The organism is Mycobacterium sp. E183, from assembly GCF_001667735.1.
Classification (GTDB): domain Bacteria; phylum Actinomycetota; class Actinomycetes; order Mycobacteriales; family Mycobacteriaceae; genus Mycobacterium.
In genome coordinates this window covers 1-19,927 of the sequence record NZ_LZJN01000075.1, presented here as the reverse complement: position 1 = coordinate 19,927, position 19,927 = coordinate 1, and the positions used below count along the sequence as shown (strand labels likewise).

Genomic DNA, 19,927 nt, shown 5'->3' with positions numbered 1-19,927 from the left:
CGAGTCGGGCATCGGCGGGCACAACGCCGCCATGGCGGTGCTCGCCTCGCTGTGACTACCTGAGGCGGCGACCCGCCACTACCGCGCGTCGATGGTCTTGTAGTCGCGCTCGGTGTAGCCGGTGTAGATCTGGCGCGGGCGGCCGATCTTGCTGTCACCCTCGTCGTGCATCTCACGCCAGTGCGCGATCCAGCCGGGCAACCGGCCCAACGCGAACAGCACCGTGAACATCCGGACCGGGAAGCCCAGGGCCCGGTAGATCAAGCCGGTGTAGAAGTCGACGTTCGGGTAAAGCTTGCGCTCGACGAAGTAGTCGTCGGTCAGCGCCGCCTCTTCCAATTCCTTGGCGATGTCCAGCAGCGGGTCGCCGCCGAGCTTGGCCAGGATCTTGTCGGCCTGTTCCTTGACGATGCGCGCGCGGGGGTCGTAGTTCTTGTAGACCCGGTGGCCGAAGCCCATCAGCTTGACGCCCTCTTCGCGGTTCTTCACCTTGCGGACGAACTCGCTGACGTCGTCGCCGCTTTCGCGGATCTGCTCGAGCATCTCGAGCACCGCCTGATTGGCGCCGCCGTGCAGCGGGCCCCACAGCGCGTTGATGCCACCGGAGATCGAGGTGAACAGGTTGGCCCGCGACGACCCCACCAGCCGCACCGTCGACGTCGAGCAGTTCTGCTCGTGGTCGGCGTGCAGGATGAGCAGCATGTCCAGCGCCCGGACCACCTCGGGGTCGGCCTGGTAGGGCTCGGCCGGCAGCCCGAACGTCATCCGCAGGAAGTTCTCCACCAGCGTCAGGTTGTTGTCCGGGTAGAGGAACGGCTGCCCGACGGACTTCTTGTACGCGTACGCGGCGATGGTGGGCAGCTTCGCGAGCAGGCGGATCGTCGACAGCTCGACCTGGTTGTTGTCCATCGGGTCGAGCGCGTCGGGGTAGTAGGCGCTCAGCGCGTTCACCACGCTGGACAGCACCGGCATGGGGTGCGCGTTGCGGGGGAAGCCGTCGAAGAAGCGCTTGAGGTCCTCGTGCAGCATGGTGTGCAGCTGGATCCGCTTGGTGAACTCCGCGAGCTGGTCGGAGTCCGGCAGCTCGCCGTAGATCAGCAGGTAGCTCACCTCGATGAAGGTCGACTTCTCGGCTAGCTGCTCGATCGGGTAGCCGCGGTACCGCAGAATTCCGGCGTCACCGTCGATGTAGGTGATCGCGCTCTTGCACGCGGCGGTGTTGACGAAGCCGTTGTCGAAGGTGGTGTGCCCGGTCTTGGACAACAGGGGACCGAGCGCAATGCCGTCAGCACCTTCGGTGGCGTGAACGATTTCCAGGTCGATCTCGCCCCCCGGGTACTTCAGAGTTGCGGTGTCGTCGGTGTCGGCCACGAGAACCCCTTTGCGCTCTGACTGGTATGGCTGCCCTGACTAGGGGCTTACAGGTGAAGGTAGTCGTTGTCGCGTTCGCGTGCCTGCCCGGGGTCGAGTCTGCGGCGTCGCACCGATCCCGGGCGCGGGCTAGGGCTGGAGGCGATCGACACGGGCGCCGGCGACCCGGATCCGGTTATGCAACCGGTTCTCCCGCCCCTGCCAGAATTCGACCGACTCCGGAGCGAGCAGGTAACCGCCCCAGCCCGGCGGCACCGGGATCTGGTCTTGGTCGGCGAACCGCGCGGTCACCTCGGCCAGCTGGTCGAGGAGCGCCGCGCGCGACTCGATCGGCTGAGACTGCTGCGATGCCCACGCGCCCAGTTGCGAGCCGCGCGGCCGCTTGGACCAGTAGTCCTCGGTGTCCTGCCGGGTGACCTTGCTCACCGGCCCCCGAAGGTGCACCTGCCGCCCCAGTTGGTACCAGGGAAACGTCGCCGACGCGTACGCGGTAGCGGCCAAATCGGCGCCCTTGGCCGAGTCATAGTTGGTGAAAAATGTGATCCCCGACTCGTCCACGCTCTTGCACAACACCGATCGACTCGCCGGCCTGCCGTCGGCGACGGTGGCCAGCACCATGGCGTTGGGCTCGGCGACGCCGGACCGCTCGGCGTCATCGATCCATTTGCGCAGCAAGGCAACCCAACCGTCGTCGAGCCAATCCGCGTCGAGATCGGGACTGCCGTCCTTTTCCACCGATCCGTATTCCACGCGCATCCTTTGCAGGTGCTCGGGGTCTGGTCCTGCCATCGCGCCAACGCTACCGGGGCTTGCTACCGGCCGGTAGCGTCCGCCCGAGGGTGGGGTGCGAGAATTTTGCCTATGACTGTGGTCCCCGAAGACTTTGTTCCCGGCCTCGAAGGCGTGGTCGCCTTCACGACCGAGATCGCCGAGCCGGATAAGGACGGCGGTGCACTGCGCTACCGCGGAGTCGACATCCAAGACCTGGTGGACCAGCAGGTCACCTTCGGTGACGTGTGGGCCCTACTGGTCGACGGCAAGTTCGGCCACGGATTGCCGCCCGCCGAGCCGTTCCCGCTGCCCATCCACACCGGCGACGTGCGCGTCGACGTGCAGGCGGGCCTGGCGATGCTGGCCCCGATCTGGGGCTACCGGCCCCTGCTCGACACCGACGACGCCACGGCGCGCGACCAGCTGGCCCGGGCGTCGGTGATGGCGCTGTCCTACGTCGCGCAGTCCGCCCGCGGCATCTACCAGCCGGCCGTTCCGCAGCGAATTATCGACGAATGCTCAACTGTGACAGCACGGTTCATGACGCGCTGGCAGGGCGAGCCGGATCCGCGGCACGTCGAAGCGATCGACGCCTACTGGGTGTCGGCCGCCGAGCACGGCATGAACGCCTCGACGTTCACCGCGCGCGTGATCGCCTCGACAGGGGCCGACGTCGCGGCGGCGTTGTCCGGGGCGATCGGGGCCATGAGCGGACCGCTGCACGGCGGCGCGCCGGCCCGTGTGCTGCCGATGATCGAAGAGGTCGAGCGCACCGGCGACGCCCGCGCCCTGGTCAAGAAGATCCTGGACAGCGGCGACAAGCTGATGGGCTTCGGGCACCGGGTCTACCGCGCGGAGGACCCGCGGGCGCGGGTGCTGCGCGCGACCGCCGAGCGGCTCGGCGCACCACGCCACGAGGTCGCGGTCGCCCTGGAGCAGGCCGCCCTGGCCGAGCTGCGCGAGCGCCGCCCGGACCGGGCCATCGAGACCAACGTCGAGTTCTGGGCGGCGGTGATCCTGGACTTTGCCCAGGTCCCGGCCAACATGATGCCCGCGATGTTCACCTGCGGGCGCACCGCGGGATGGTGCGCGCACATCCTCGAGCAGAAGCGGCTCGGTAAGCTGGTTCGCCCGTCGGCCATCTACGTGGGACCGGGCCCGCGCAGCCCGGAGTCCGTCGAGGGTTGGGACCGCAGCCTCACCCACGCCTGAGGCAGGACCGCTGTCGGCCGTTGCGCGCGAGCGTAACGGCATCGCGAATTTCGGCTCAATTCTTCGCACCGGCGCTACGCTCGCGTGCGCTTGTTGTCGGTGCCCGGCGATTAAATGAGTGTCGCCGCGATGAGTTTGTGTCGCGGGCGCAGTCATAACTCGCGAGCCTGCCCGCTTCGGGCCGGCCTGGGAACCGACAGCAAGGAGAACCACAATGGCGATCAATATCGAGCCGGCCCTGTCCCCGCACCTGGTGGTCGACGACGCGGCCGCGGCGATCGACTTCTACGTCAAGGCCTTTGGCGCCGAGGAGATCGGGCGGGTGCCCCGCCCGGACGGGAAACTCGTCCACGCCGCGGTGCGCATCAACGGCTTTCTGGTCATGCTCAACGACGACTTCCCCGAGGTGTGTGGCGGCAAGTCGATGACGCCCAAGTCCTTGGGCGGCACCCCGGTGACCATCCACCTGACGGTCACCGACGTCGACGCCAAGTTCCAGCGGGCGCTGGACGCGGGCGCCACCGTCGTCGCTCCGTTGGACGATCAGTTCTGGGGTGACCGCTACGGCGTGGTCGCGGACCCGTTCGGCCACCACTGGTCGATGGGACAGCCGGTCCGCGAGGTCGGCTACGACGAGATCCAGGCGGCGATGGCCGGGCAGGGCGCCGGCTAGCCGAGCAGGCGGTCCAGCAGCCGGCGCCGCGCCGCTGTGCCGGCGGCGGCAGCGGCGGCGAGCATGTCGGCGACCTCGGTGAATTTGGCTCGCGGCCGACCGTCGGCGCTGCCGCGGGCGACCTCGGCGGCGTCGATGGCCCGCCAGCCGCGGGCATCGACGGCGTCGGGCTGCCGGTCCCGCACCAGCTCGGCCAGCGCCTCGGGCTGCCCCACCGGATCGCCGAGCCTGCCGGCGTTGAAGTCGGCCACCAGGGCGTGAACGGTCTGCAGCGAACACGACTTGTTCGTGCCGATGAACCCGCTCGGGCCGCGCTTGATCCAGCCCGCGACATAGGCTCCGGACACCGGCTGCCCGGAGTCGGGGTCGACCACGCGCCCGCCCTCGTTCGGAACGACCGCCGCGGACTCGTCGAACGGCAGGCCCGCAATCGGCTTGCCGCGGTAGCCGATCGACGTCAGCACCAGGCCGGCGTCCAGCCGGCACAACTCGTCGCCCCCGGTCGCTGCGAACTCCACGCCGGTGGCGCGTTGCTCACCCAGAACCCGCTTCGGGGTGAGCTGGTAGGCCAGCCGGATCCGCGGACGGCCGTTCCCCTGGGCCGGCGACGAGTCGTCGCCGAGCGTGGTGAGGATTTCCAGCTTGCGTTTCGTCAGGCCGTCCGTCGCGGTGGCGAGGTCGGCCGCGACCCGCTCGTGGTCGGCCGCGCTGAGCACGACATCGGACGAGCCCGTGAGCCCGATCAGTTCGGGCAGGGTGAACGCCGAATGGGCGGGGCCGCGCCGGGCGGCGACCACTACTTCGCGGACCGCCGAAGCGCGCAGCGTCACCAGCGCACGGTCGGAGATGTCGGTGCGCGCCAGGTCGTCTGGGTTGGCCGTGAGCACACGGGCCACGTCCAGGGCGACGTTTCCGTTGCCGATGATCACCACCCGCTCATGGCTGAGATCGACTGGCAGACCGGCGAACTCGGGATGCCCGTTGATCCACGCAACCAATTCGGTGGCTGTTCCGGTGCCCGGCAGGCCCATGCCCTCGATCTGCAGGCGACGGTCGTCGGGGGCCCCGACGGCGTACAACACGGCATGGTGGTGGGCGAGCAGATCCGCGTGGCTCAAGTGCCTGCCGACCTCGACGTTGAGGTAGAACCGGAAGCGCCGGTGACCGGCGACTCGATCGAACAGCCGCGTGACGCGCTTGGTGTTCTGATGGTCGGGCGCCACCCCGGCGCGCACCAGCCCGTAGGGCGTCGGCAGCTTCTCAAAGACGTTGACCCGCACGCCATGCTGCGTGAGCAGTTCGTCGGCGGCATACATGGCCGCCGGCCCGGACCCGACGATGGCCACGGTCAGTGGCCTGCGGTGGGCACGCACCTGGGCGGCCGGGATCACCGGCGCCAGCTTCGACGTCGGGGGCAATTTCTCGTCCGCGGGGCGGTCCGGGTAGAAGGACGCGTTGATCTCGACGAACGGCAATTGCTTGACGTCCAGGCGGGTGTCCGGCGCGATCGCGCCGACGGGACAGGCGCTCACGCACGCTCCGCAGTCCACACACGCCACCGGATCGATGTGGAGCATCTCCGAGGTGGCGAAGCCGGGCTCATCGGGCGTGGGGTGAATGCAGTTCACCGGGCACGCGAAAACACAGGACCCGTCGTTACAGCACGACTGGGTAATGACGTGCGGCATAGGCGATTACCCGCGCGGTCCTAGGCGGCCGGCGCCGCGGCCAGGTGCTGACGCTGCGGCTCGCTGCGGTAACGCGACGGCTTGCCGTCGATCTTGCAGAGTCGCCACATGAGCCGCGCGGAACGCGTCTCCATCAGCCCGGTGTCGTGGGCCAGCATCCGGACATCACCGAACATGTCGCTCAACCACTTTCGCGATTCCGGCGACCGGAAGAACAGCTCCCGCTTCACCTCGCGCGGGATGTCGAACTCCTGCCAGAACGCTTTGGGGGGCACCACGATTGCCCTGCAGAGGACCTTCATCGTCAGGGGCAGGTACAGCGCCGTCCAGAACCGCTGCCTGCGTGTCAATTGCGGCACCCGCTTGCGCAGGAACTCATGGGCGAAGGAGATGTGCCGCGCTTCCTCGGCGACGTGAATGGCCATCACCCGTTCCATGATCGGGTGCAGCGACTTGCCCTCGCGCAGAACGTTTTTCTGCGTGTGATCGATCGGCTCTTCCCCGGCGAGCACGCCGATGAAGAACGCCACCGGCAACGGACCGGCCACCAGCGGAACCAACGGCGAGAGCCACTTGAGCAGTCGCGGCATGCCCGGGACGTCGGCGCCGACGCGGTTGACCATCTCCTGGAACATCATGGTGTGGTTGCACTCTTCGACGGATTCGTGCAGGCAGTACCGGTATTCGGGGGACCCGTTGGGCACCCAGAACGTGTAGTTCATCAGGCCGCGGATCAGGATCGACTCGAAGTGCAGCCCTACCTTGGCGACGTTGGCCTGGCGCCACATGCCGATTTTGATCTTGCGCTCGTCGGACTGCGCCTGGTACCAGGGATGACGCCCCAGCGGGTCGGTCGCCGGCAAGATCCACCGAGGATCGTTCTCGGTGACGGCGAATTCCGGTGAGTCCCAATCGATGTCGGTGTACGGGTTGAAGTTCCGCCGCACCGACCCCTCGGACAGTGTGGCAAGCGTGTTGACGTACTCGGTATCGTCGCGCACTTCCATATTGCGGCGCCAACGCCGAACCATGCGTGTCCTGGCCATATCCAAGCCTCCCCAACGAGGTTTACATTTGGACGTGCTGTGTCCAGACAGTACCGCAGGTACCGCATATCTTCCAGACCCCTGGCGGGCACTGTGGCCTGACCAGTGGTCAGCGTTTTGGTGTGCCCTGCGTCACACCCCGTTGAACACTCCGCTGTGCGCGGCCAGGCGTTTTGCGCCGGAGGAAGGGGTCGGCAGTCGGACCGCTGCATGGCGGGTCACGTCCGCTCACTACCCTGATGAGCATGGCTGACCAGCTCGAGATTCCCTCCGACATCAAACCCCGCGACGGCCGCTTCGGATGCGGCCCTTCCAAGGTGCGGCCAGAACAATTGGAGGCGCTGACGACCACCGCGGCCCCGCTGTTCGGCACATCGCACCGGCAGTCGCCCGTCAAGAATCTGGTGGGGCGGGTCCGGTCGGGGCTGGCCGAGCTGTTCTCCGTACCGGACGGTTACGAGGTCATCCTCGGCAACGGCGGCGCGACGGCGTTCTGGGACGCGGCGGCGTTCGGACTGATCGACAAGCGCTCGCTGCACCTGTCCTTCGGCGAGTTCAGCTCGAAGTTCGCCTCGGCGGTCGCCAACAACCCTTTTATCGGCGACCCGATCGTCATCAAGGCGGACGCCGGCAGCGCACCCGAGCCGCAGAGCGATCCCTCGGTCGACGTGATCGCCTGGGCGCACAACGAGACGTCGACCGGGGTGGCGGTGCCGATCCGCCGTCCCGCCGACTCGGGCGAGGCCCTGGTCGTCATCGACGCCACCTCCGGCGCGGGCGGACTGCCGGTGGAGATCTCCGAGACCGATGCCTACTACTTCTCACCGCAGAAGAATTTCGCCAGCGACGGCGGCCTGTGGCTGGCCATCATGAGCCCGGCGGCCCTGGCGCGGGTCGAATCCATTGCCGGGTCCGGGCGCTGGGTCCCCGACTTCCTGTCGTTGCCCATCGCGGTGGACAACAGCCTGAAGAACCAGACGTACAACACCCCCGCGGTCGGCACCCTGGCGCTGATGGCCGAGCAGATCGACTGGATGCTGGGCAACGGCGGGCTGGAGTGGTGCGTCAAGCGCACGGCCGACTCGTCCCAGCGGTTGTACTCGTGGGCCCAGGAGCGGCCCTACACCACGCCATTCGTCGCCGACCCCGCCCTGCGGTCCCAGGTGGTGGGCACCATCGATTTCGCCGACGACGTCGACGCCGCGGCAGTCGCGAAGATTTTGCGGGCGAACGGCATCGTCGACGTCGAGCCGTACCGCAAACTCGGCCGCAACCAGTTGCGGGTCGGGATGTTCCCTGCGGTGGACCCCGACGACGTCAGCGCCCTGACCCAGTGCGTCGACTGGGTGGTCGAGCGGCTGTAGCCGGGCGAGCGGGGGCGGGGCCAGGCCCGCAGCCGGGCCGTAACCCGCTCGCAATCAGCACGCAACCGCCCAGCGTGTCAGCACCGGTTGTGGGCGTTAGCTGAACTAGAGTGCGCACCAGACGGGTCCGTCGACCTGCACGGAGCCTGCGAGGAGAAGCCATGCGGGAACTCAAAATGGTTGGGGTCGATGCCGACGGCAAAAACATCATCTGCGAAGCCGGCGATCGGGGGGAACCGTTCAAGCTCGCCGTCGACGATCAACTGAAAGCCGCCGTGCGCGGCGAGACCGTGTCCTCAGATCAACCGCAGCTCGATATCCAGGTCACAAACATGTTGAGCCCTAAAGAGATTCAAGCCAGGATCCGGGCTGGCGCCTCGGTCGAGCAGGTGGCTGCGGCGTCGGGCTCCGACATCTCGCGGGTCCGCCGGTTCGCGCATCCGGTTTTGCTGGAACGTGCGCGCGCCGCCGAGCTGGCAACGGCCGCTCATCCGGTGCTCGCCGACGGTCCCGCGGTACTCACGTTGCTGGAGACGGTGAGCGCCGCCCTGGTGACGCGCGGCTTGGAACCGGACAGGCTCAGCTGGGACGCCTGGCGCAACGAGGACAGCCGCTGGACGGTGCAGCTCGCGTGGAAGGCCGGCCGGTCCGACAACATCGCGCACTTCTCCTATGCCCCCGGCGCGCACGGCGGAACGGTCACGGCCGTCGACGACGCGGCCAAGGAGCTGATCGACCCGAACTTCGACCGTCCGCTGCGTCCGCTCGCGCGGGTGTCCCACGTCGACTTCGAGGAGCCGGTGAAGCCGCCCGCCGCCGCTGCTCCTGAAGACAAGCCCGCTCCCCCAGAGCAGCCGGTGCACACCCGACGGGGCAAGCCCGTCATCCCGGCTTGGGAGGACGTGCTGCTCGGCGTGCGCTCGGGGGGACAGCGCTAGACGGACGGCGGCGCTACCGCGCCACCGTCAGCGACAGCAGCGTCAGCCACGCGCCCGCGACCCCGACCCCCGCGCCCAGCAGGAACCAGCGCAGCACCAACTTGTGCCGCCAACCCCACAGCGTGGGCGCCAGCCCGCCGGCCGCGACGACGTTGAGCCCGACGGCCAGCAGTGGATGCACCCGGATGAGTCCCAGACTCAGCACCACGATGGCTGCCCCGGTCACTGCGGCGACGAACCCGGCAACCGTCAATCCCGTTGCCCAGGGCACGGAATCGTCGGTCACGACCCGAGCCTAGCCCGCTCGTAGAACGCCAAAGCGGCCGCGGTGGCGACGTTGAGGGAGTCGGTGCCGCGCGACATCGGGATCCGCACGCGCACATCGCTCGAGCGCAATGCGGCCGGCGTGAGCCCCGGCCCCTCGGCGCCGACCAGGACGGCGACGCGGTCGTCGCGGACGGCCGCCATGGCCTCGGGCAGGGCGCAGGCCCCGGCATCCGGAGTCATCGCCAGCAGTCGAAATCCGTTTTCCCTCAGCATCGACAGCTCCGCCGGCCAGTCGGCCGCCCGCGCGTACGGGACCAGCAGGGCGTGGCCCATGGAGACGCGCACGGCGCGCCGGTAGAGCGGGTCCGCGCAACCGCTGCCGAACACCACCGCGTCCACGCCCAGTCCGGCCGCGTTGCGAAAGATGGAACCGAGGTTCTCGTGGTCGTTGACCCCCTCGAGCACCGCGACGGTGCGGGCGCGCCCGACCAGTTCGGCAAGCCCGGGCTCCGGCACCCTGCGGGCGGCCGCCAGCACGCCGCGGTTCAGGTGAAAGCCCACCACCTGAGCCATGACTTCGGCGGACGTCCGGTAGAACGGCACGGCGCTGCCCGCGAGGTCGTCCGCGAGCTCGGTGAGCCGGCGGTCGGTCCCGAGCAGGGCGTGCGGGGTGAAGCGGGAGGCCAGCATGCGCTGGACGACGAGCACGCCCTCGGCGATCACCAGGCCCTTGCCGGACGGCAGGTCGGGACGGCGGTCGACGCTGTTCAGGTCGCGGAAATCGTCGAGCCGCGGGTCGCCCGGATCGGCGACGTCCTGAACGTTCAGGCCATCGGTTCCGTCGCTCACGGGCCTTCGTCGACCAAGGCCAACATCAGGTCGGCCGCGTTGCGCAGGGTGTCGCGCTGCTCGGTGTCCAGCGTCGCCAGCCGCTTGGCCAACCACTCCTGACGGGCACGCCGGGTCGCCTTGACCAGTTCGGCGCCGGACTGGGAGACAGAGACCAGCACCTGCCGGCCATCGATGGGATGCGGGGCGCGGTCCACCAGGCCCATGTCGGCCAGCGAAGCGATCACGCGGGTCATCGACGGCGGCCGGACGCGTTCGCGGATCGCCAGCGTGCCGGGCGTCATCGGGCCCTCGTTGGCCAGCGTCGCCAGCGCCGACAGCTGGGACAACGACACTGGCGACGACGGGTTTCGGAACCGGAGTTGGCGGGCGAGCCGCATGACCGCCAGCGACAGGTCGCTGGCCAGCCGCGCATCGCTGTCAGGCATGGCGCGAGGTTACACGGAACCTCACGAAATCGGGATACGAACCGGTGAACGACGGGCTTTGATCGATGCCGCTGGGCTCACCAAATGTCGCCGAACCACCGTGCGGGCACTTAACCCGCGCTGCGCAGGCATTTTGGGGTGGGCCCGCCCGGCATGCGGGTGTTTTGGCGGGGCGCAGCGGCGGCTATGTTAATCGCGATGTCTGCTGAACCCGGCCCGAACCGCGAGCCCCCGCCGCTGCCGCCTGCGCTCCTCAACGCGTGGCCGTTCATCGCCCTCGGCGCGCTCGGCTGGGTGGCCGCGGCGGCCGCCGCATTCCTCGTGCCGTCCCTGCACAGTTGGCGCCTGCTGACACTGGCCGGGCTCGGGGTGACAGTGCTCGGGACGAGCATCTTCGTGTTGCAACTCGCGGAAGCCCGTCGGGGCGCACGCGGCGCGCAGGACGGACTCGAGAACTATTTCGACCACGGCTAGATTCCGCAATCATGCACTCGGGAGGGATCGATGGTAGCCCCGCTACTGCAAGCGCAAATCGATATCGACGCACCGGTTTCCACCGTCTGGGGGCTGATATCGGATCTTCGGCGGATGCCGGAGTGGAGCCCGCAATGTCGTTGGATGAAGGCATTCGGTCCGCTGCGCCAGGGCACGCGCACGCTCAACATCAATCGCCGTAACGGCATGTTCTGGCCGACCACCTCCACGGTCGTCGAGGTCATCCCCGAGACCAAGCTGGCGTTCCGGGTCAACACCAACAACACCATCTGGAGCTACGAGCTCCAGCCCACCGGCGCGGGCACCCGGGTGATCGAGAGCCGCCATGCCGAGAACGGCGTGACCGCGTTCTCCAACCTGTCGGTGAATGCGTTGTTCGGCGGGACCACGAACTTCGAACGCGAATTGGTCGACGGCATGAACGCCTCACTCGCCAAGATCAAGGCCGCCGCCGAAAAGGGCTAGTCCGCCTCGGGCTGCGACTCCTGCGCCTCGGGCTCGGGCTGCGACTCCGGCGCTTCGGACTCGGGCTGCGACTCCGGCGCTTCGGGCTCGGGCTGCGACTCCTGCGCTTCGGACTCGGGCTGAGGCTCCGGCGCTTCGGACTGCGGCTCGGGCGTCTCCGAAGTTGTTGTCGCGGACTCCGGTTCCGCCTGTGGGCCGCCGTCGACGTCTTCGGGCCGGGGCTCCGCCGCCTCGGTCGACTGGTCCGCAGCCTCCGGCGGCTCTGTCGGGACGGGCGGCTCCACGACGTCGAGCACGCCATCGTCGTAGGGCTGGTAAATCGGCGAACCGGTGCCCGCAGGAGCGGGGGTGTCCGAATGCGCGCCGCAACCGTACTGCTTGTCCACGATCTGCCCGTCGGCCGACAGCTCGTTGCCGCACACGCCGAACATCGAACCGAGCGACCCCGCCAACGGCAGGTAGAAGCCGCAGTCACGGCACACCCGTTTGGTGGAGCGCGCCATCGCCGAGTCGGGACCGTGCTCTCCGGTGTGCCAGCGTTCGGCCGCCTCCGCGCGGCCGGCGGCACTCATGACCCACCGACGGCCCAGCCCGATTTCGGCGGCGGTGTCGTCGACCTGTGGGTCGCCGCTGGCGGTGTAGCCGGGAACCAGCCTCGGGTCGTCGGCCGCGGGCGCCAGCAGGTCGCCGGGGCTCAGGTCCCCCGGACGCACCCGCTGATCCCACGGGACCCACTCGGGCGCCAGCAACGCCGTCGGTCCCGGAATCAGCACCACCTCGCTGACGGTGGCGTGATCGGCGCCGGGATGGGCGGCGACGACGACGGCCCACTGCCAGCCCTGGTAACCGGGCAGATGAGCCAGGAACCGGTGGGTGGCGGCGGCCGGGTCCTCGTAACTGACGCCCAGGTAATCGCCCACGGTCTCCGCACCACTGAACTCCACGACGGCGGTCCTGGCCTGGTCTACCGCACCCGTCAGCACGGCGGCCAAACCTTCGGGCCAGTCGGCCACGGTCGCCCCGGCGGATTGCTCGCTGGGTCCGGTCAAGGTGTCCTCTTTCTCCATTGCGGTTCCAATACTAGGTTGGCGAGCCACACCCCGTTACCTGCAGACGCTTGTCGTCGGCATAGGGGAGAATCGGAACGTGTCTGGACGGCGGCGTGATCATCCGGGCCGCGTGGCCTCCACTCCGGGTCGCCGGCCCGCCAATGGGGCTGGTAAACAGCATCCGGGCATGGCCAATTACCCCGCCGACGATGCCGCCGATCGGCGTGGCCGCCGTCCACCGCCGATGCCGAGCGCCAATCGCTACCTGCCGCCGATCGGCCAGCAGTCGGAACCGGATCAATACGACACCTCACCCCCACGCCCTGCCGCCCCCGGTGAACGGATCACCGTCACTCGCGCCGCCGCGCTGCGCAGCCGCGAGATGGGGTCGCGGATGTACTGGATGGTGCAACGGGCTGCCACCGCCGACGGCGCCGACAAGTCAGGCCTGACGGCCCTGACGTGGCCGGTGGTGGCCAACTTCGCGGTGGACGCCGCGATGGCCGTGGCGTTGGCCAACACGTTGTTCTTCGCGGCGGCCACCGGGGAGAGCAAGGGCCGGGTCGCGTTGTATCTGCTGATCACCATCGCGCCGTTCGCGGTCATCGCGCCGCTCATCGGCCCGGCGCTGGACCGGTTGCAGCACGGCCGGCGGGTCGCCCTCGCCGGGTCGTTCGTCCTGCGGACGGCGCTGGCGCTGGTGCTGATCATGAATTACGACGGCGCAACCGGGAGCTACCCGTCGTGGGTCCTTTATCCGTGCGCGCTGGCCATGATGGTGTTCTCCAAGTCTTTCAGCGTGCTGCGCAGCGCCGTGACGCCGCGCGTCATGCCGCCGACCATCGACCTGGTGCGGGTGAACTCGCGGCTGACCGTGTTCGGTCTGCTCGGCGGCACCATCGCCGGCGGGGCGATCGCCGCGGGCGTGGAGTTCGTCTGCACCCATCTGTTCAAGTTGCCCGGCGCGTTGTTCGTCGTCATCGCGGTCACGCTCGTCGGCGCTTCGCTGTCGATGCGGATCCCGCGCTGGGTCGAGGTCACGGCCGGCGAGGTGCCCGCCACGTTGAGCTACCGCCAGGACAGCGAACCACAGCGGCGCAGCTGGCACCATGAAGTCAAGAAGGTCGGCGGGACGCTGCGACAACCGCTGGGCCGCAACATCATTACCTCGTTGTGGGGAAACTGCACCATCAAGGTCATGGTCGGCTTTCTGTTCTTGTACCCGGCGTTCGTCGCCAAGGCGCATCAAGCCAACGGCTGGGTTCAGCTCGGCATGCTCGGGATGATCGGCGCGGCGGCCGGCATCGGCAACTTCGCCGGCAACTTCGCCGCCGCGCGCCTACAACTGGGCCGCCCCGCCGTGCTGGTGGTGCGCTGCACGCTGGCGGTCTCTGCGGTCGCGCTGGCGGCGGCGGTGGCGGGCACCCTCGCGGCGGCCGTGATCGCCACCCTGGTGACGTCCGGCAGCAGCGCCATCGCGAAGGCCTCGCTGGACGCCTCACTGCAAAACGATCTGCCCGAGGAATCGCGCGCCTCGGGATTCGGGCGTTCGGAGTCGACGCTGCAGCTGGCCTGGGTGCTCGGCGGTGCCGTGGGCGTTCTGGTGTACACCGAGTTGTGGGTGGGCTTCACCGCCGTAACCGCGCTGCTGATCCTCGGATTGGCGCAGACGCTCGTTAGCTATCAAGGGAACTCGCTGATCCCCGGACTCGGAGGTAACCGGCCCGTCATGGTGGAGCAGGAAGGCGTCCGTCGCGGCCGACCGGCGGTGGTGCCCGAGTGAAACGCAGGATGGCCGTGCTGCTCGCCGGCCTGATGACTCTGGCGTGCGTGGCCGTCGGTGTGGGCACCTGGCTGCTGGTGCGCCCGTCCGGTCCGCAGCGACCCCAGATCAGCGCGTATTCGCACGGCCACCTCACGAGGGTGGGGCCATACCTTTACTGCAGCGTGCTCAACCTCGAGGACTGCGACACGCCCCAGGCGCAGGGCGAGCTGAAGGTCAGCGAGCGCTACCCGGTGCAACTCTCGGTGCCCGACGCGATCTACCGGGCGCCGTGGCGGCTGCTGCAGGTCTACGAGGACCCGACCAACACCACCAGCACCATCTTTCGGCCGGGCACCCGGTTCGCGGTCACCATCCCGCCGGTGGACCCGCACCGCGGGCGCGTGGTCGGGATAGTGGTGCAGTTGCTGACGCTCGTCATGGATCCCGCGGGAGAGCTGCGGGATGTTCCGCACGCGGAATGGTCAGTGCGCCTTACGTATTGAGCGCCCGGGTCAGGCGCCGTGCCCAGCCGGCACCCGTTCCCCTTCGACGGGCGGGCCCGGAGGGGTCCCGTCGCCGAACGGATTGCCGCCCAGCGCTTCCCGGCCATGCGGTGACAGCCAGCTCGACAGGTCCGGCCCCTTGGGCACGATGCCGGTGGGATTGATGTCGGCGTGCACGATGTAGTAGTGCTGCTTGATCTGCACGAAGTCGACGGTGTCGCCGAACCCCGGTGTCTGGAAGAGGTCGCGCGCATACGCCCACAACACCGGCATCTCGCTCAGTTTGCTCCGGTTGCACTTGAAATGACCGTGGTAGACCGGGTCGAAGCGGGCCAATGTCGTGAACAACCGCACGTCGGCCTCGGTTATGGTGTCGCCCACCAGGTATCGCTGATCGGCCAGGCGGTCGCCGACCCAATCCAACGCGGCGAACAGCCGGTCGTACGCCGCGTCGTAGGCTTCTTGCGAGCCGGCGAACCCGCACCGGTACACCCCGTTGTTGATCTCGGTATAGACCCGCTTGTTCACGTCGTCGATCTCCGCGCGCAGCTGCTCGGGATACAGCTCCGGGGCGCCCTCGCGGTGGTAGGCGGTCCATTCCGTGGAGAAGTCCAGGGTCATCTGTGCGAAGTCGTTGGTGACGACAGCGCCGGTGGGAACGTCGACGATCGCGGGCACCGTGATGCCCTTGGGATAGTCGGGGAAGCGCTTGAAGTAGGCATCCTGCAGCCGGGGAATCTTCAAGACGGGGTCCACGCCCCCGGGGTCGAGATCGAACGTCCAGCTGCGTTCGTCGTGGGTAGGCCCGCAAAACCCAATGGACAGAACGCTTTCCAGGCCCAGCAAGCGCCGGACGATGATGGCGCGGTTGGCCCAGGGGCAGGCGCGCGCGACGACGAGCCGGTACCTGCCGGGTTCCACCGGATAGCCGTCGCGCCCGTCGGCGGTGACGCGGGTGGTGATGTAGTTCGTGTCGCGGGTGAAGTCACCTTTTCCGGCGACGTAGGCGGCCATGGTGACAATTCTGCCCCAGCCACTCGCCGCCGACCGGCGGCGAGCTAGGCGTCGAGCTCGCGGGCGACCGCGCGAACCACCTCGGAGACCCGTCGAGCCGTCTTGCGGTCCGGGTAGCGCCCCTTGCGCAGCTCGGGCTGAACGGCGCTCTCCAGCAACGTGATCATGTCCTCGACCATGCCGTGCAGTTCGTCGGGGCTGTGCTTGTGCTCGGCGGGCGTCTCGCGGCGGCCCTGAGCCTTGGTGAGGCTGGGCGGCGGCTCAATCAGCTTGAGGCTCAGCGCCTGAGGCCCGCGCCGCCCGGAGGCGATGCCGAACTCCACGCGCTGGCCCGCTTTGAGCCCCTCGACCCCAGCGGGCAACGCCGACGAGCGGACATACACGTCCTCGCCGTCCTCTTGCGACAGGAAGCCAAACCCCTTGTCGGCGTCGTACCACTTAACCTTGCCGGTCGGCACTGGTCTCACCTGCTTGTCTAACGGATCAATAGAATGGCCAACACAATAAGCGTCCCGCCTGCGCAGGACGCCGTTTGGTCCCTGATCCTACTCGGATGCTCGCCTGACGAGCACCCCCGTTATTGCCCACTCGGTACTCTGGGCATTACCGGTGGAGGAGATATGCGCCTGATCCTGAACATCATCTGGCTCGTGTTCGGCGGCCTGTGGATGGCCGCCGGATACGTGGTCGCGGCGCTTGTCAGCTTCTTGCTGATCATCACCATCCCGTTCGGCTTCGCGTCGCTGCGCATCGCCTCCTACGCGTTGTGGCCGTTCGGCCGCACCATCGTCGACAAGCCGACCGCCGGCACGGGAGCGCTGATCGGAAACGTCATCTGGGTGCTGCTGTTCGGACTGTGGCTGGCGATCGGCCACGTGGTGAGCGCGGTGGCGATGGCCGCCACGATCGTCGGCATTCCGCTGGCGCTGGCCAACCTCAAGCTGATCCCCGTGTCGTTGATGCCGCTTGGCAAGCAGATCGTTCCCGTCGGTTCGCCCTCCCAGGTGATGGCCGCATGACGCTGACCGCGCTGGGTGTGCCGACGGTGCCGGGCCGCGCCGGCGGCGGTGCCGCCCGGCACGCCCCGACCACGGGCCCGTTGGTGGACACCTACGGGCGGGTCGCCACCGACCTGCGGGTCTCGCTGACCGACCGCTGCAACCTGCGGTGCAATTACTGCATGCCGGCCGAGGGCCTGGATTGGCTGCCGGGCGAGCAACTGCTGCGGCCCGACGAGCTGACCCGCCTGATGCACATCGCCGTCACCCGGTTGGGCATCACGAGCGTGCGATTCACCGGTGGCGAACCCCTGTTGGCGCGGCACCTCGAAGAGGTGGTCGCGGCGGTGGCCGGGCTGCGGCCCCGCCCGGAGATCTCGTTGACCACCAATGGCATAGGGCTGGCGAGGCGGGCCGCCGGCCTCGCCCGGGCAGGCCTGGACCGTGTCAATGTCTCGATGGACAGCGTGGATCGCGACCACTTCGCGGCGATCACCCGCCGGGACCGGCTCGGCGACGTGCTCGACGGGCTGGCCGCCGCCCACGACGCCGGCCTGACGCCGGTCAAGGTCAACGCCGTGCTCGATCCCGTCACCGGGCGGCAGGACGTCGTCGAACTGCTGCGGTTCTGCCTCGAGCGCGGCCACCAGCTACGGGTGATCGAGCAGATGCCGCTGGATGCCGGGCACCAATGGCGCCGGGGCGCCGCGCTGAGCGCCGACGACGTGCTCGACACGCTGCGCCCCCACTTCCGGTTACGGCCCGACCCCGCGCCGCGCGGCTCGGCGCCCGCGGAGCTCTGGCTGGTCGACACCGGCCCGGGCACGCCGAGCGGAAAGTTCGGCGTCATCGCGTCGGTCTCCCACGCCTTCTGTTCGGCCTGCGATCGAACCCGCCTGACCGCTGACGGTCAGGTCCGCAGCTGCCTGTTTTCGACCGAGGAGACCGATCTTCGGGCCCTGCTGCGTAGCGGCGCGTCCGACGACGCGATCGAAGCGGCGTGGCGGGTCGCGATGTGGGGCAAGCCGGCCGGTCACGGGATCAACGACCCGAGCTTCGTCCAGCCCGACCGTCCGATGAGCGCGATCGGTGGCTAGCCCGATGGGTCATGCCGTCCAACAAGACGGGATTCAGGTGACGGTGCGCTACTTCGCCGCCGCGCGGGCGGCGGCGGGCGCCGAGTCGGAGACGGTGGTGCTGCGCCCCGGGACCACCGTGGCCGAGCTCGTCGAGCGCCTCGCCGTGCGTGGCTCCCGACTCGCCGCGGTGTTGGGCAGATGCTCCTACCTGTGCGACGGGGTCGCCGTGCGCGACGAGACCGCACCGTTACGCCCCGGAAACACGATCGACGTTCTACCCCCTTTCGCCGGCGGGTAAAACTGTGAGTTATCTCACGTAACGGAACGATAACGGCGTAATCACGCTCCGATATCGGGTGCTATGACCTGCGTGGATGCCGTGTGTCCGGAGCGTTTTCCCAGATGGCCGAGAGGGAAACGCCCGGTTTCGCAGAACGTGACGGGGCCGACAGAACCCGCTACCTTTCTCCGAAGGCTCGCCAAGACAACCGAATTGGCGGACCTCCCCTCCTATCGCGCCGAGCTCCATCCAGTAGGCGGGGCCCACTGACCAACGTGGATGGAGACGGGGGACCCACCGGTCCACCGTGATCGGACTGGGGCCGCGTGCGGCCCCTAGGGGTGAAGCCGACGTCGCTCCCCAGCGGACACGACGACGGCCGGGTGGCCTCTCCAACCCGAACCCGACAGCTGACCTCGCAGGCGCGTGACGAGAGAGGATTTTTCACGGCCTATGAGTGGACGTCACCGTAAGCCCAGCACGTCAAACATCAGCGTCGCCAAGATCGCCGTCACCGGCGCGGTCCTCGGTGGCGGCAGCATCGCCCTGGCCGGCCAGGCGGCCGCGGCCACCGACGGCGAGTGGGACCAGGTAGCCCGGTGCGAATCCGGCGGCAACTGGGCGATCAATACCGGCAACGGCTACCACGGTGGCGTGCAGTTCAGCTCGAGCACTTGGGCTTCGCACGGCGGTGGCCAGTACGCGCCGTCGGCCGAACTGGCCACCGGAGCAGCTGACCGGTTTCGACCAGCCGGCGCCTCCGGCCGACGCCTTGCCGCCAGCGCCTCCGGCCGACGCCGTACCGCCGGCGCCCCCGGCCGACGCCGTACCGCCGGCGCCCCCGGCAGACGCCGTGCCGCCGGCACCTCCCGCCGACGTGCCCCCGGCGCCCCCGGCGGACCTGCCCCCGGCGCCCCCGGCCGACGCGCCGGTGGACACCGACTTCCACGGTTTCGTCCCGGCCAACATGCCGCAGGACGTTTCCTCGGCCGGCTACACCAAGCAGCTGTGGGACGCCATCCGGGCTCAGGACATCCAGGGCAACGACGCGCTCGACGCGATCGCCCAGCCGGCCCCGGCCACCTGAGTCCCGCCCGTAAGACTGCCCGGCACGCCTCGGACGTTTTTCGCTTCGGGGCGTGCCGGCACTCCAATCGCTACGGCGTTAGGCCGAGCCCACCCATTCTTCGGTCCCATCGTCGAAGAACTGGTGCTTCCATACCGGTAGCCGCGCCTTGATCTCGTCGACCAGCTGCGCACAGGTGGCGAACGCCGCGTGACGGTGGTCCGCCGCCACCGCCGCCACCAGCGCCGCCTCCCCGATGCGCAGCACCCCGATCCGGTGGCTGGCCGCGACCGCGCGCACCCCGGTCGACTGGTCCGCGACGTCGGAGACCACCTTGGCCAACACCTCTTCGGCCGACGGATGCGCGGAGTACTCCAGCCGCACCACCCGCCGTCCGCCGTCGTGGTCGCGAATCATGCCGACGAAGCCGACGACAGCCCCCGCCGACTGATGGGCCACGAGCTCTTCGTGCTCGGCCAGGAAGATCGGGTGATCGGTCATGGCCGCACGGACGACCAGCGTCATCGCTGGTGGTCTCCGCCGGCGAGTTGATCGAGCGCGTGATCGAGCACGTCGTCGAGCACGCCCAGGCCGTCCCGCACGCCA

General features: G+C 68.8%; 21 protein-coding genes, 3 pseudogenes and 1 riboswitch. Of the genes and pseudogenes, 12 read left to right on the top strand and 12 right to left on the bottom strand.

Annotation, left to right across the window (positions count from 1 at the left end; translation table 11 throughout):
* Positions 1-78: 78 nt before the first annotated feature.
* Together A5691_RS07075 and pdxH are read right to left on the bottom strand one after the other, a co-directional pair.
* A complete protein-coding gene (locus tag A5691_RS07075) occupies positions 79-1,371 on the bottom strand; it encodes a citrate synthase (protein WP_067747454.1) in 1,293 nt (430 codons plus the stop codon).
* 129 nt (positions 1,372-1,500) lie between these two features.
* Entirely contained in the window at positions 1,501-2,160 is a 660-nt protein-coding gene (pdxH, locus tag A5691_RS07070; protein ID WP_067747452.1) for a pyridoxamine 5'-phosphate oxidase, read from the bottom strand.
* Positions 2,161-2,232: 72 nt separating this feature from the next.
* Between pdxH and A5691_RS07065 the strand changes: the two genes are divergently transcribed.
* Both A5691_RS07065 and A5691_RS07060 read left to right on the top strand, forming a co-directional pair.
* Positions 2,233-3,354, top strand: a complete 1,122-nt coding sequence (locus A5691_RS07065; protein WP_067747450.1) for a citrate synthase 2 — start codon at positions 2,233-2,235, stop codon at positions 3,352-3,354.
* Positions 3,355-3,568: 214 nt separating this feature from the next.
* The gene (locus tag A5691_RS07060) at positions 3,569-4,027 is read left to right on the top strand and encodes a VOC family protein (RefSeq protein ID WP_067273505.1); all 459 of its coding nucleotides are present in this window, start codon (positions 3,569-3,571) and stop codon (positions 4,025-4,027) included.
* Here the strand turns inward: A5691_RS07060 and A5691_RS07055 are convergent.
* Together A5691_RS07055 and A5691_RS07050 are read right to left on the bottom strand one after the other, a co-directional pair.
* A complete protein-coding gene (locus tag A5691_RS07055) occupies positions 4,024-5,715 on the bottom strand; it encodes an FAD-dependent oxidoreductase (protein WP_068266502.1) in 1,692 nt (563 codons plus the stop codon). The genes A5691_RS07060 and A5691_RS07055 overlap by 4 nt on opposite strands.
* A gap of 20 nt (positions 5,716-5,735) precedes the next feature.
* Entirely contained in the window at positions 5,736-6,761 is a 1,026-nt protein-coding gene (locus tag A5691_RS07050; RefSeq protein WP_067273514.1) for a diiron oxygenase, read from the bottom strand.
* A 245-nt stretch (positions 6,762-7,006) separates the two neighbouring features.
* On the opposite strand from A5691_RS07050, the gene serC reads away from it, so the two are divergent.
* Together serC and sepH are read left to right on the top strand one after the other, a co-directional pair.
* On the top strand, positions 7,007-8,125 hold the full coding sequence (serC, locus tag A5691_RS07045) for a phosphoserine transaminase (protein ID WP_067785372.1): 1,119 nt from the start codon (positions 7,007-7,009) through the stop codon (positions 8,123-8,125).
* A 161-nt stretch (positions 8,126-8,286) separates the two neighbouring features.
* Positions 8,287-9,063, top strand: a complete 777-nt coding sequence (gene sepH, locus A5691_RS07040) for a septation protein SepH (RefSeq protein WP_067747443.1) — start codon at positions 8,287-8,289, stop codon at positions 9,061-9,063.
* Between the two features lie 13 nt (positions 9,064-9,076).
* Here the strand turns inward: sepH and A5691_RS07035 are convergent, their stop codons facing one another.
* From A5691_RS07035 to A5691_RS07025, 3 genes are read right to left on the bottom strand one after another with little or no spacing between them, the layout of a single operon-like run.
* Entirely contained in the window at positions 9,077-9,349 is a 273-nt protein-coding gene (locus tag A5691_RS07035; RefSeq protein ID WP_067747441.1) for a DUF2537 domain-containing protein, read from the bottom strand.
* Positions 9,346-10,179, bottom strand: coding sequence for an RNA methyltransferase (locus A5691_RS07030; protein ID WP_068016731.1), 834 nt, complete (start codon positions 10,177-10,179; stop codon positions 9,346-9,348). The genes A5691_RS07035 and A5691_RS07030 overlap by 4 nt, the downstream gene beginning before the upstream one ends.
* Entirely contained in the window at positions 10,176-10,607 is a 432-nt protein-coding gene (locus A5691_RS07025) for a MarR family transcriptional regulator (protein WP_067747437.1), read from the bottom strand. Before A5691_RS07025 ends, A5691_RS07030 begins: the two co-directional genes overlap by 4 nt.
* Positions 10,608-10,805: 198 nt before the next feature.
* Between A5691_RS07025 and A5691_RS07020 the strand changes: the two genes are divergently transcribed.
* Together A5691_RS07020 and A5691_RS07015 are read left to right on the top strand one after the other, a co-directional pair.
* Positions 10,806-11,081 carry a DUF2530 domain-containing protein gene (locus tag A5691_RS07020; RefSeq protein WP_067747505.1) on the top strand — a complete coding sequence of 92 codons (276 nt, stop codon included), beginning with the start codon at positions 10,806-10,808 and terminating at the stop codon, positions 11,079-11,081.
* 30 nt (positions 11,082-11,111) lie between these two features.
* A complete protein-coding gene (locus A5691_RS07015) occupies positions 11,112-11,567 on the top strand; it encodes an SRPBCC family protein (protein ID WP_067747435.1) in 456 nt (151 codons plus the stop codon).
* A gap of 272 nt (positions 11,568-11,839) precedes the next feature.
* Here A5691_RS07015 and A5691_RS07010 read toward each other — a convergent pair.
* Positions 11,840-12,616: pseudogene (locus A5691_RS07010) on the bottom strand (DUF3027 domain-containing protein); the annotation flags it as partial.
* Positions 12,617-12,746: 130 nt separating this feature from the next.
* Here A5691_RS07010 and A5691_RS07005 point away from each other — a divergent pair.
* Positions 12,747-14,399 (top strand): MFS transporter, encoded by a 1,653-nt coding sequence (locus A5691_RS07005; protein ID WP_156669855.1) that lies wholly within the window; start codon positions 12,747-12,749, stop codon positions 14,397-14,399.
* A gap of 8 nt (positions 14,400-14,407) precedes the next feature.
* Entirely contained in the window at positions 14,408-14,884 is a 477-nt protein-coding gene (locus tag A5691_RS07000; protein WP_067747429.1) for a DUF2771 domain-containing protein, read from the top strand.
* 9 nt (positions 14,885-14,893) lie between these two features.
* On the opposite strand, the gene A5691_RS06995 is transcribed toward A5691_RS07000, so the two are convergent.
* Together A5691_RS06995 and A5691_RS06990 are read right to left on the bottom strand one after the other, a co-directional pair.
* Positions 14,894-15,898, bottom strand: coding sequence for a glutathione S-transferase family protein (locus A5691_RS06995; protein WP_067747427.1), 1,005 nt, complete (start codon positions 15,896-15,898; stop codon positions 14,894-14,896).
* Between the two features lie 44 nt (positions 15,899-15,942).
* The gene (locus tag A5691_RS06990; RefSeq protein ID WP_067273548.1) at positions 15,943-16,356 is read right to left on the bottom strand and encodes a cold-shock protein; all 414 of its coding nucleotides are present in this window, start codon (positions 16,354-16,356) and stop codon (positions 15,943-15,945) included.
* Positions 16,357-16,518: 162 nt separating this feature from the next.
* On the opposite strand from A5691_RS06990, the gene A5691_RS06985 reads away from it, so the two are divergent.
* From A5691_RS06985 to A5691_RS06970, 4 genes and pseudogenes are all read left to right on the top strand, one after another.
* Entirely contained in the window at positions 16,519-16,917 is a 399-nt protein-coding gene (locus tag A5691_RS06985) for a YccF domain-containing protein (protein ID WP_067747425.1), read from the top strand.
* Positions 16,914-17,993, top strand: a complete 1,080-nt coding sequence (moaA, locus tag A5691_RS06980) for a GTP 3',8-cyclase MoaA (protein ID WP_067747423.1) — start codon at positions 16,914-16,916, stop codon at positions 17,991-17,993. Before A5691_RS06985 ends, moaA begins: the two co-directional genes overlap by 4 nt.
* Positions 17,994-17,997: 4 nt before the next feature.
* Positions 17,998-18,273 carry a MoaD/ThiS family protein gene (locus A5691_RS06975; protein ID WP_067747420.1) on the top strand — a complete coding sequence of 92 codons (276 nt, stop codon included), beginning with the start codon at positions 17,998-18,000 and terminating at the stop codon, positions 18,271-18,273.
* Between the two features lie 208 nt (positions 18,274-18,481).
* A riboswitch (cyclic di-AMP (ydaO/yuaA leader) is annotated at positions 18,482-18,698 on the top strand.
* Positions 18,699-18,708: 10 nt separating this feature from the next.
* Positions 18,709-19,342, top strand: a pseudogene (locus tag A5691_RS06970) (transglycosylase family protein).
* 78 nt (positions 19,343-19,420) lie between these two features.
* On the opposite strand, the gene A5691_RS06965 reads toward A5691_RS06970, so the two are convergent.
* Both A5691_RS06965 and A5691_RS06960 read right to left on the bottom strand, forming a co-directional pair.
* Complete coding sequence (locus A5691_RS06965) at positions 19,421-19,846, bottom strand: molybdenum cofactor biosynthesis protein MoaE (RefSeq protein ID WP_067754920.1); 426 nt, start codon at positions 19,844-19,846, stop codon at positions 19,421-19,423.
* Positions 19,843-19,927, bottom strand: a pseudogene (locus A5691_RS06960) (MogA/MoaB family molybdenum cofactor biosynthesis protein); the annotation flags it as partial. The gene A5691_RS06965 and the pseudogene A5691_RS06960, both read right to left, overlap by 4 nt.

Excerpts from the sequence above, each read along its gene's own strand:
- A5691_RS07050 (WP_067273514.1), bottom strand. The coding sequence starts at position 6,761 with ATGGCCAGGACACGCATGGTTCGGCGTTGGCGCCGCAATATGGAAGTG.
- pdxH (WP_067747452.1), bottom strand. The coding sequence starts at position 2,160 with ATGGCAGGACCAGACCCCGAGCACCTGCAAAGGATGCGCGTGGAATAC.
- serC (WP_067785372.1), top strand. The coding sequence starts at position 7,007 with ATGGCTGACCAGCTCGAGATTCCCTCCGACATCAAACCCCGCGACGGC.
- A5691_RS06965 (WP_067754920.1), bottom strand. The coding sequence starts at position 19,846 with ATGACGCTGGTCGTCCGTGCGGCCATGACCGATCACCCGATCTTCCTG.
- A5691_RS06975 (WP_067747420.1), top strand. The coding sequence starts at position 17,998 with ATGGGTCATGCCGTCCAACAAGACGGGATTCAGGTGACGGTGCGCTAC.
- moaA (WP_067747423.1), top strand. The coding sequence starts at position 16,914 with ATGACGCTGACCGCGCTGGGTGTGCCGACGGTGCCGGGCCGCGCCGGC.
- A5691_RS07025 (WP_067747437.1), bottom strand. The coding sequence starts at position 10,607 with ATGCCTGACAGCGATGCGCGGCTGGCCAGCGACCTGTCGCTGGCGGTC.
- sepH (WP_067747443.1), top strand. The coding sequence starts at position 8,287 with ATGCGGGAACTCAAAATGGTTGGGGTCGATGCCGACGGCAAAAACATC.
- A5691_RS07060 (WP_067273505.1), top strand. The coding sequence starts at position 3,569 with ATGGCGATCAATATCGAGCCGGCCCTGTCCCCGCACCTGGTGGTCGAC.
- A5691_RS07015 (WP_067747435.1), top strand. The coding sequence starts at position 11,112 with ATGGTAGCCCCGCTACTGCAAGCGCAAATCGATATCGACGCACCGGTT.
- A5691_RS07020 (WP_067747505.1), top strand. The coding sequence starts at position 10,806 with ATGTCTGCTGAACCCGGCCCGAACCGCGAGCCCCCGCCGCTGCCGCCT.
- A5691_RS07055 (WP_068266502.1), bottom strand. The coding sequence starts at position 5,715 with ATGCCGCACGTCATTACCCAGTCGTGCTGTAACGACGGGTCCTGTGTT.
- A5691_RS07000 (WP_067747429.1), top strand. The coding sequence starts at position 14,408 with ATGGCCGTGCTGCTCGCCGGCCTGATGACTCTGGCGTGCGTGGCCGTC.
- A5691_RS06995 (WP_067747427.1), bottom strand. The coding sequence starts at position 15,898 with ATGGCCGCCTACGTCGCCGGAAAAGGTGACTTCACCCGCGACACGAAC.
- A5691_RS06985 (WP_067747425.1), top strand. The coding sequence starts at position 16,519 with ATGCGCCTGATCCTGAACATCATCTGGCTCGTGTTCGGCGGCCTGTGG.
- A5691_RS07065 (WP_067747450.1), top strand. The coding sequence starts at position 2,233 with ATGACTGTGGTCCCCGAAGACTTTGTTCCCGGCCTCGAAGGCGTGGTC.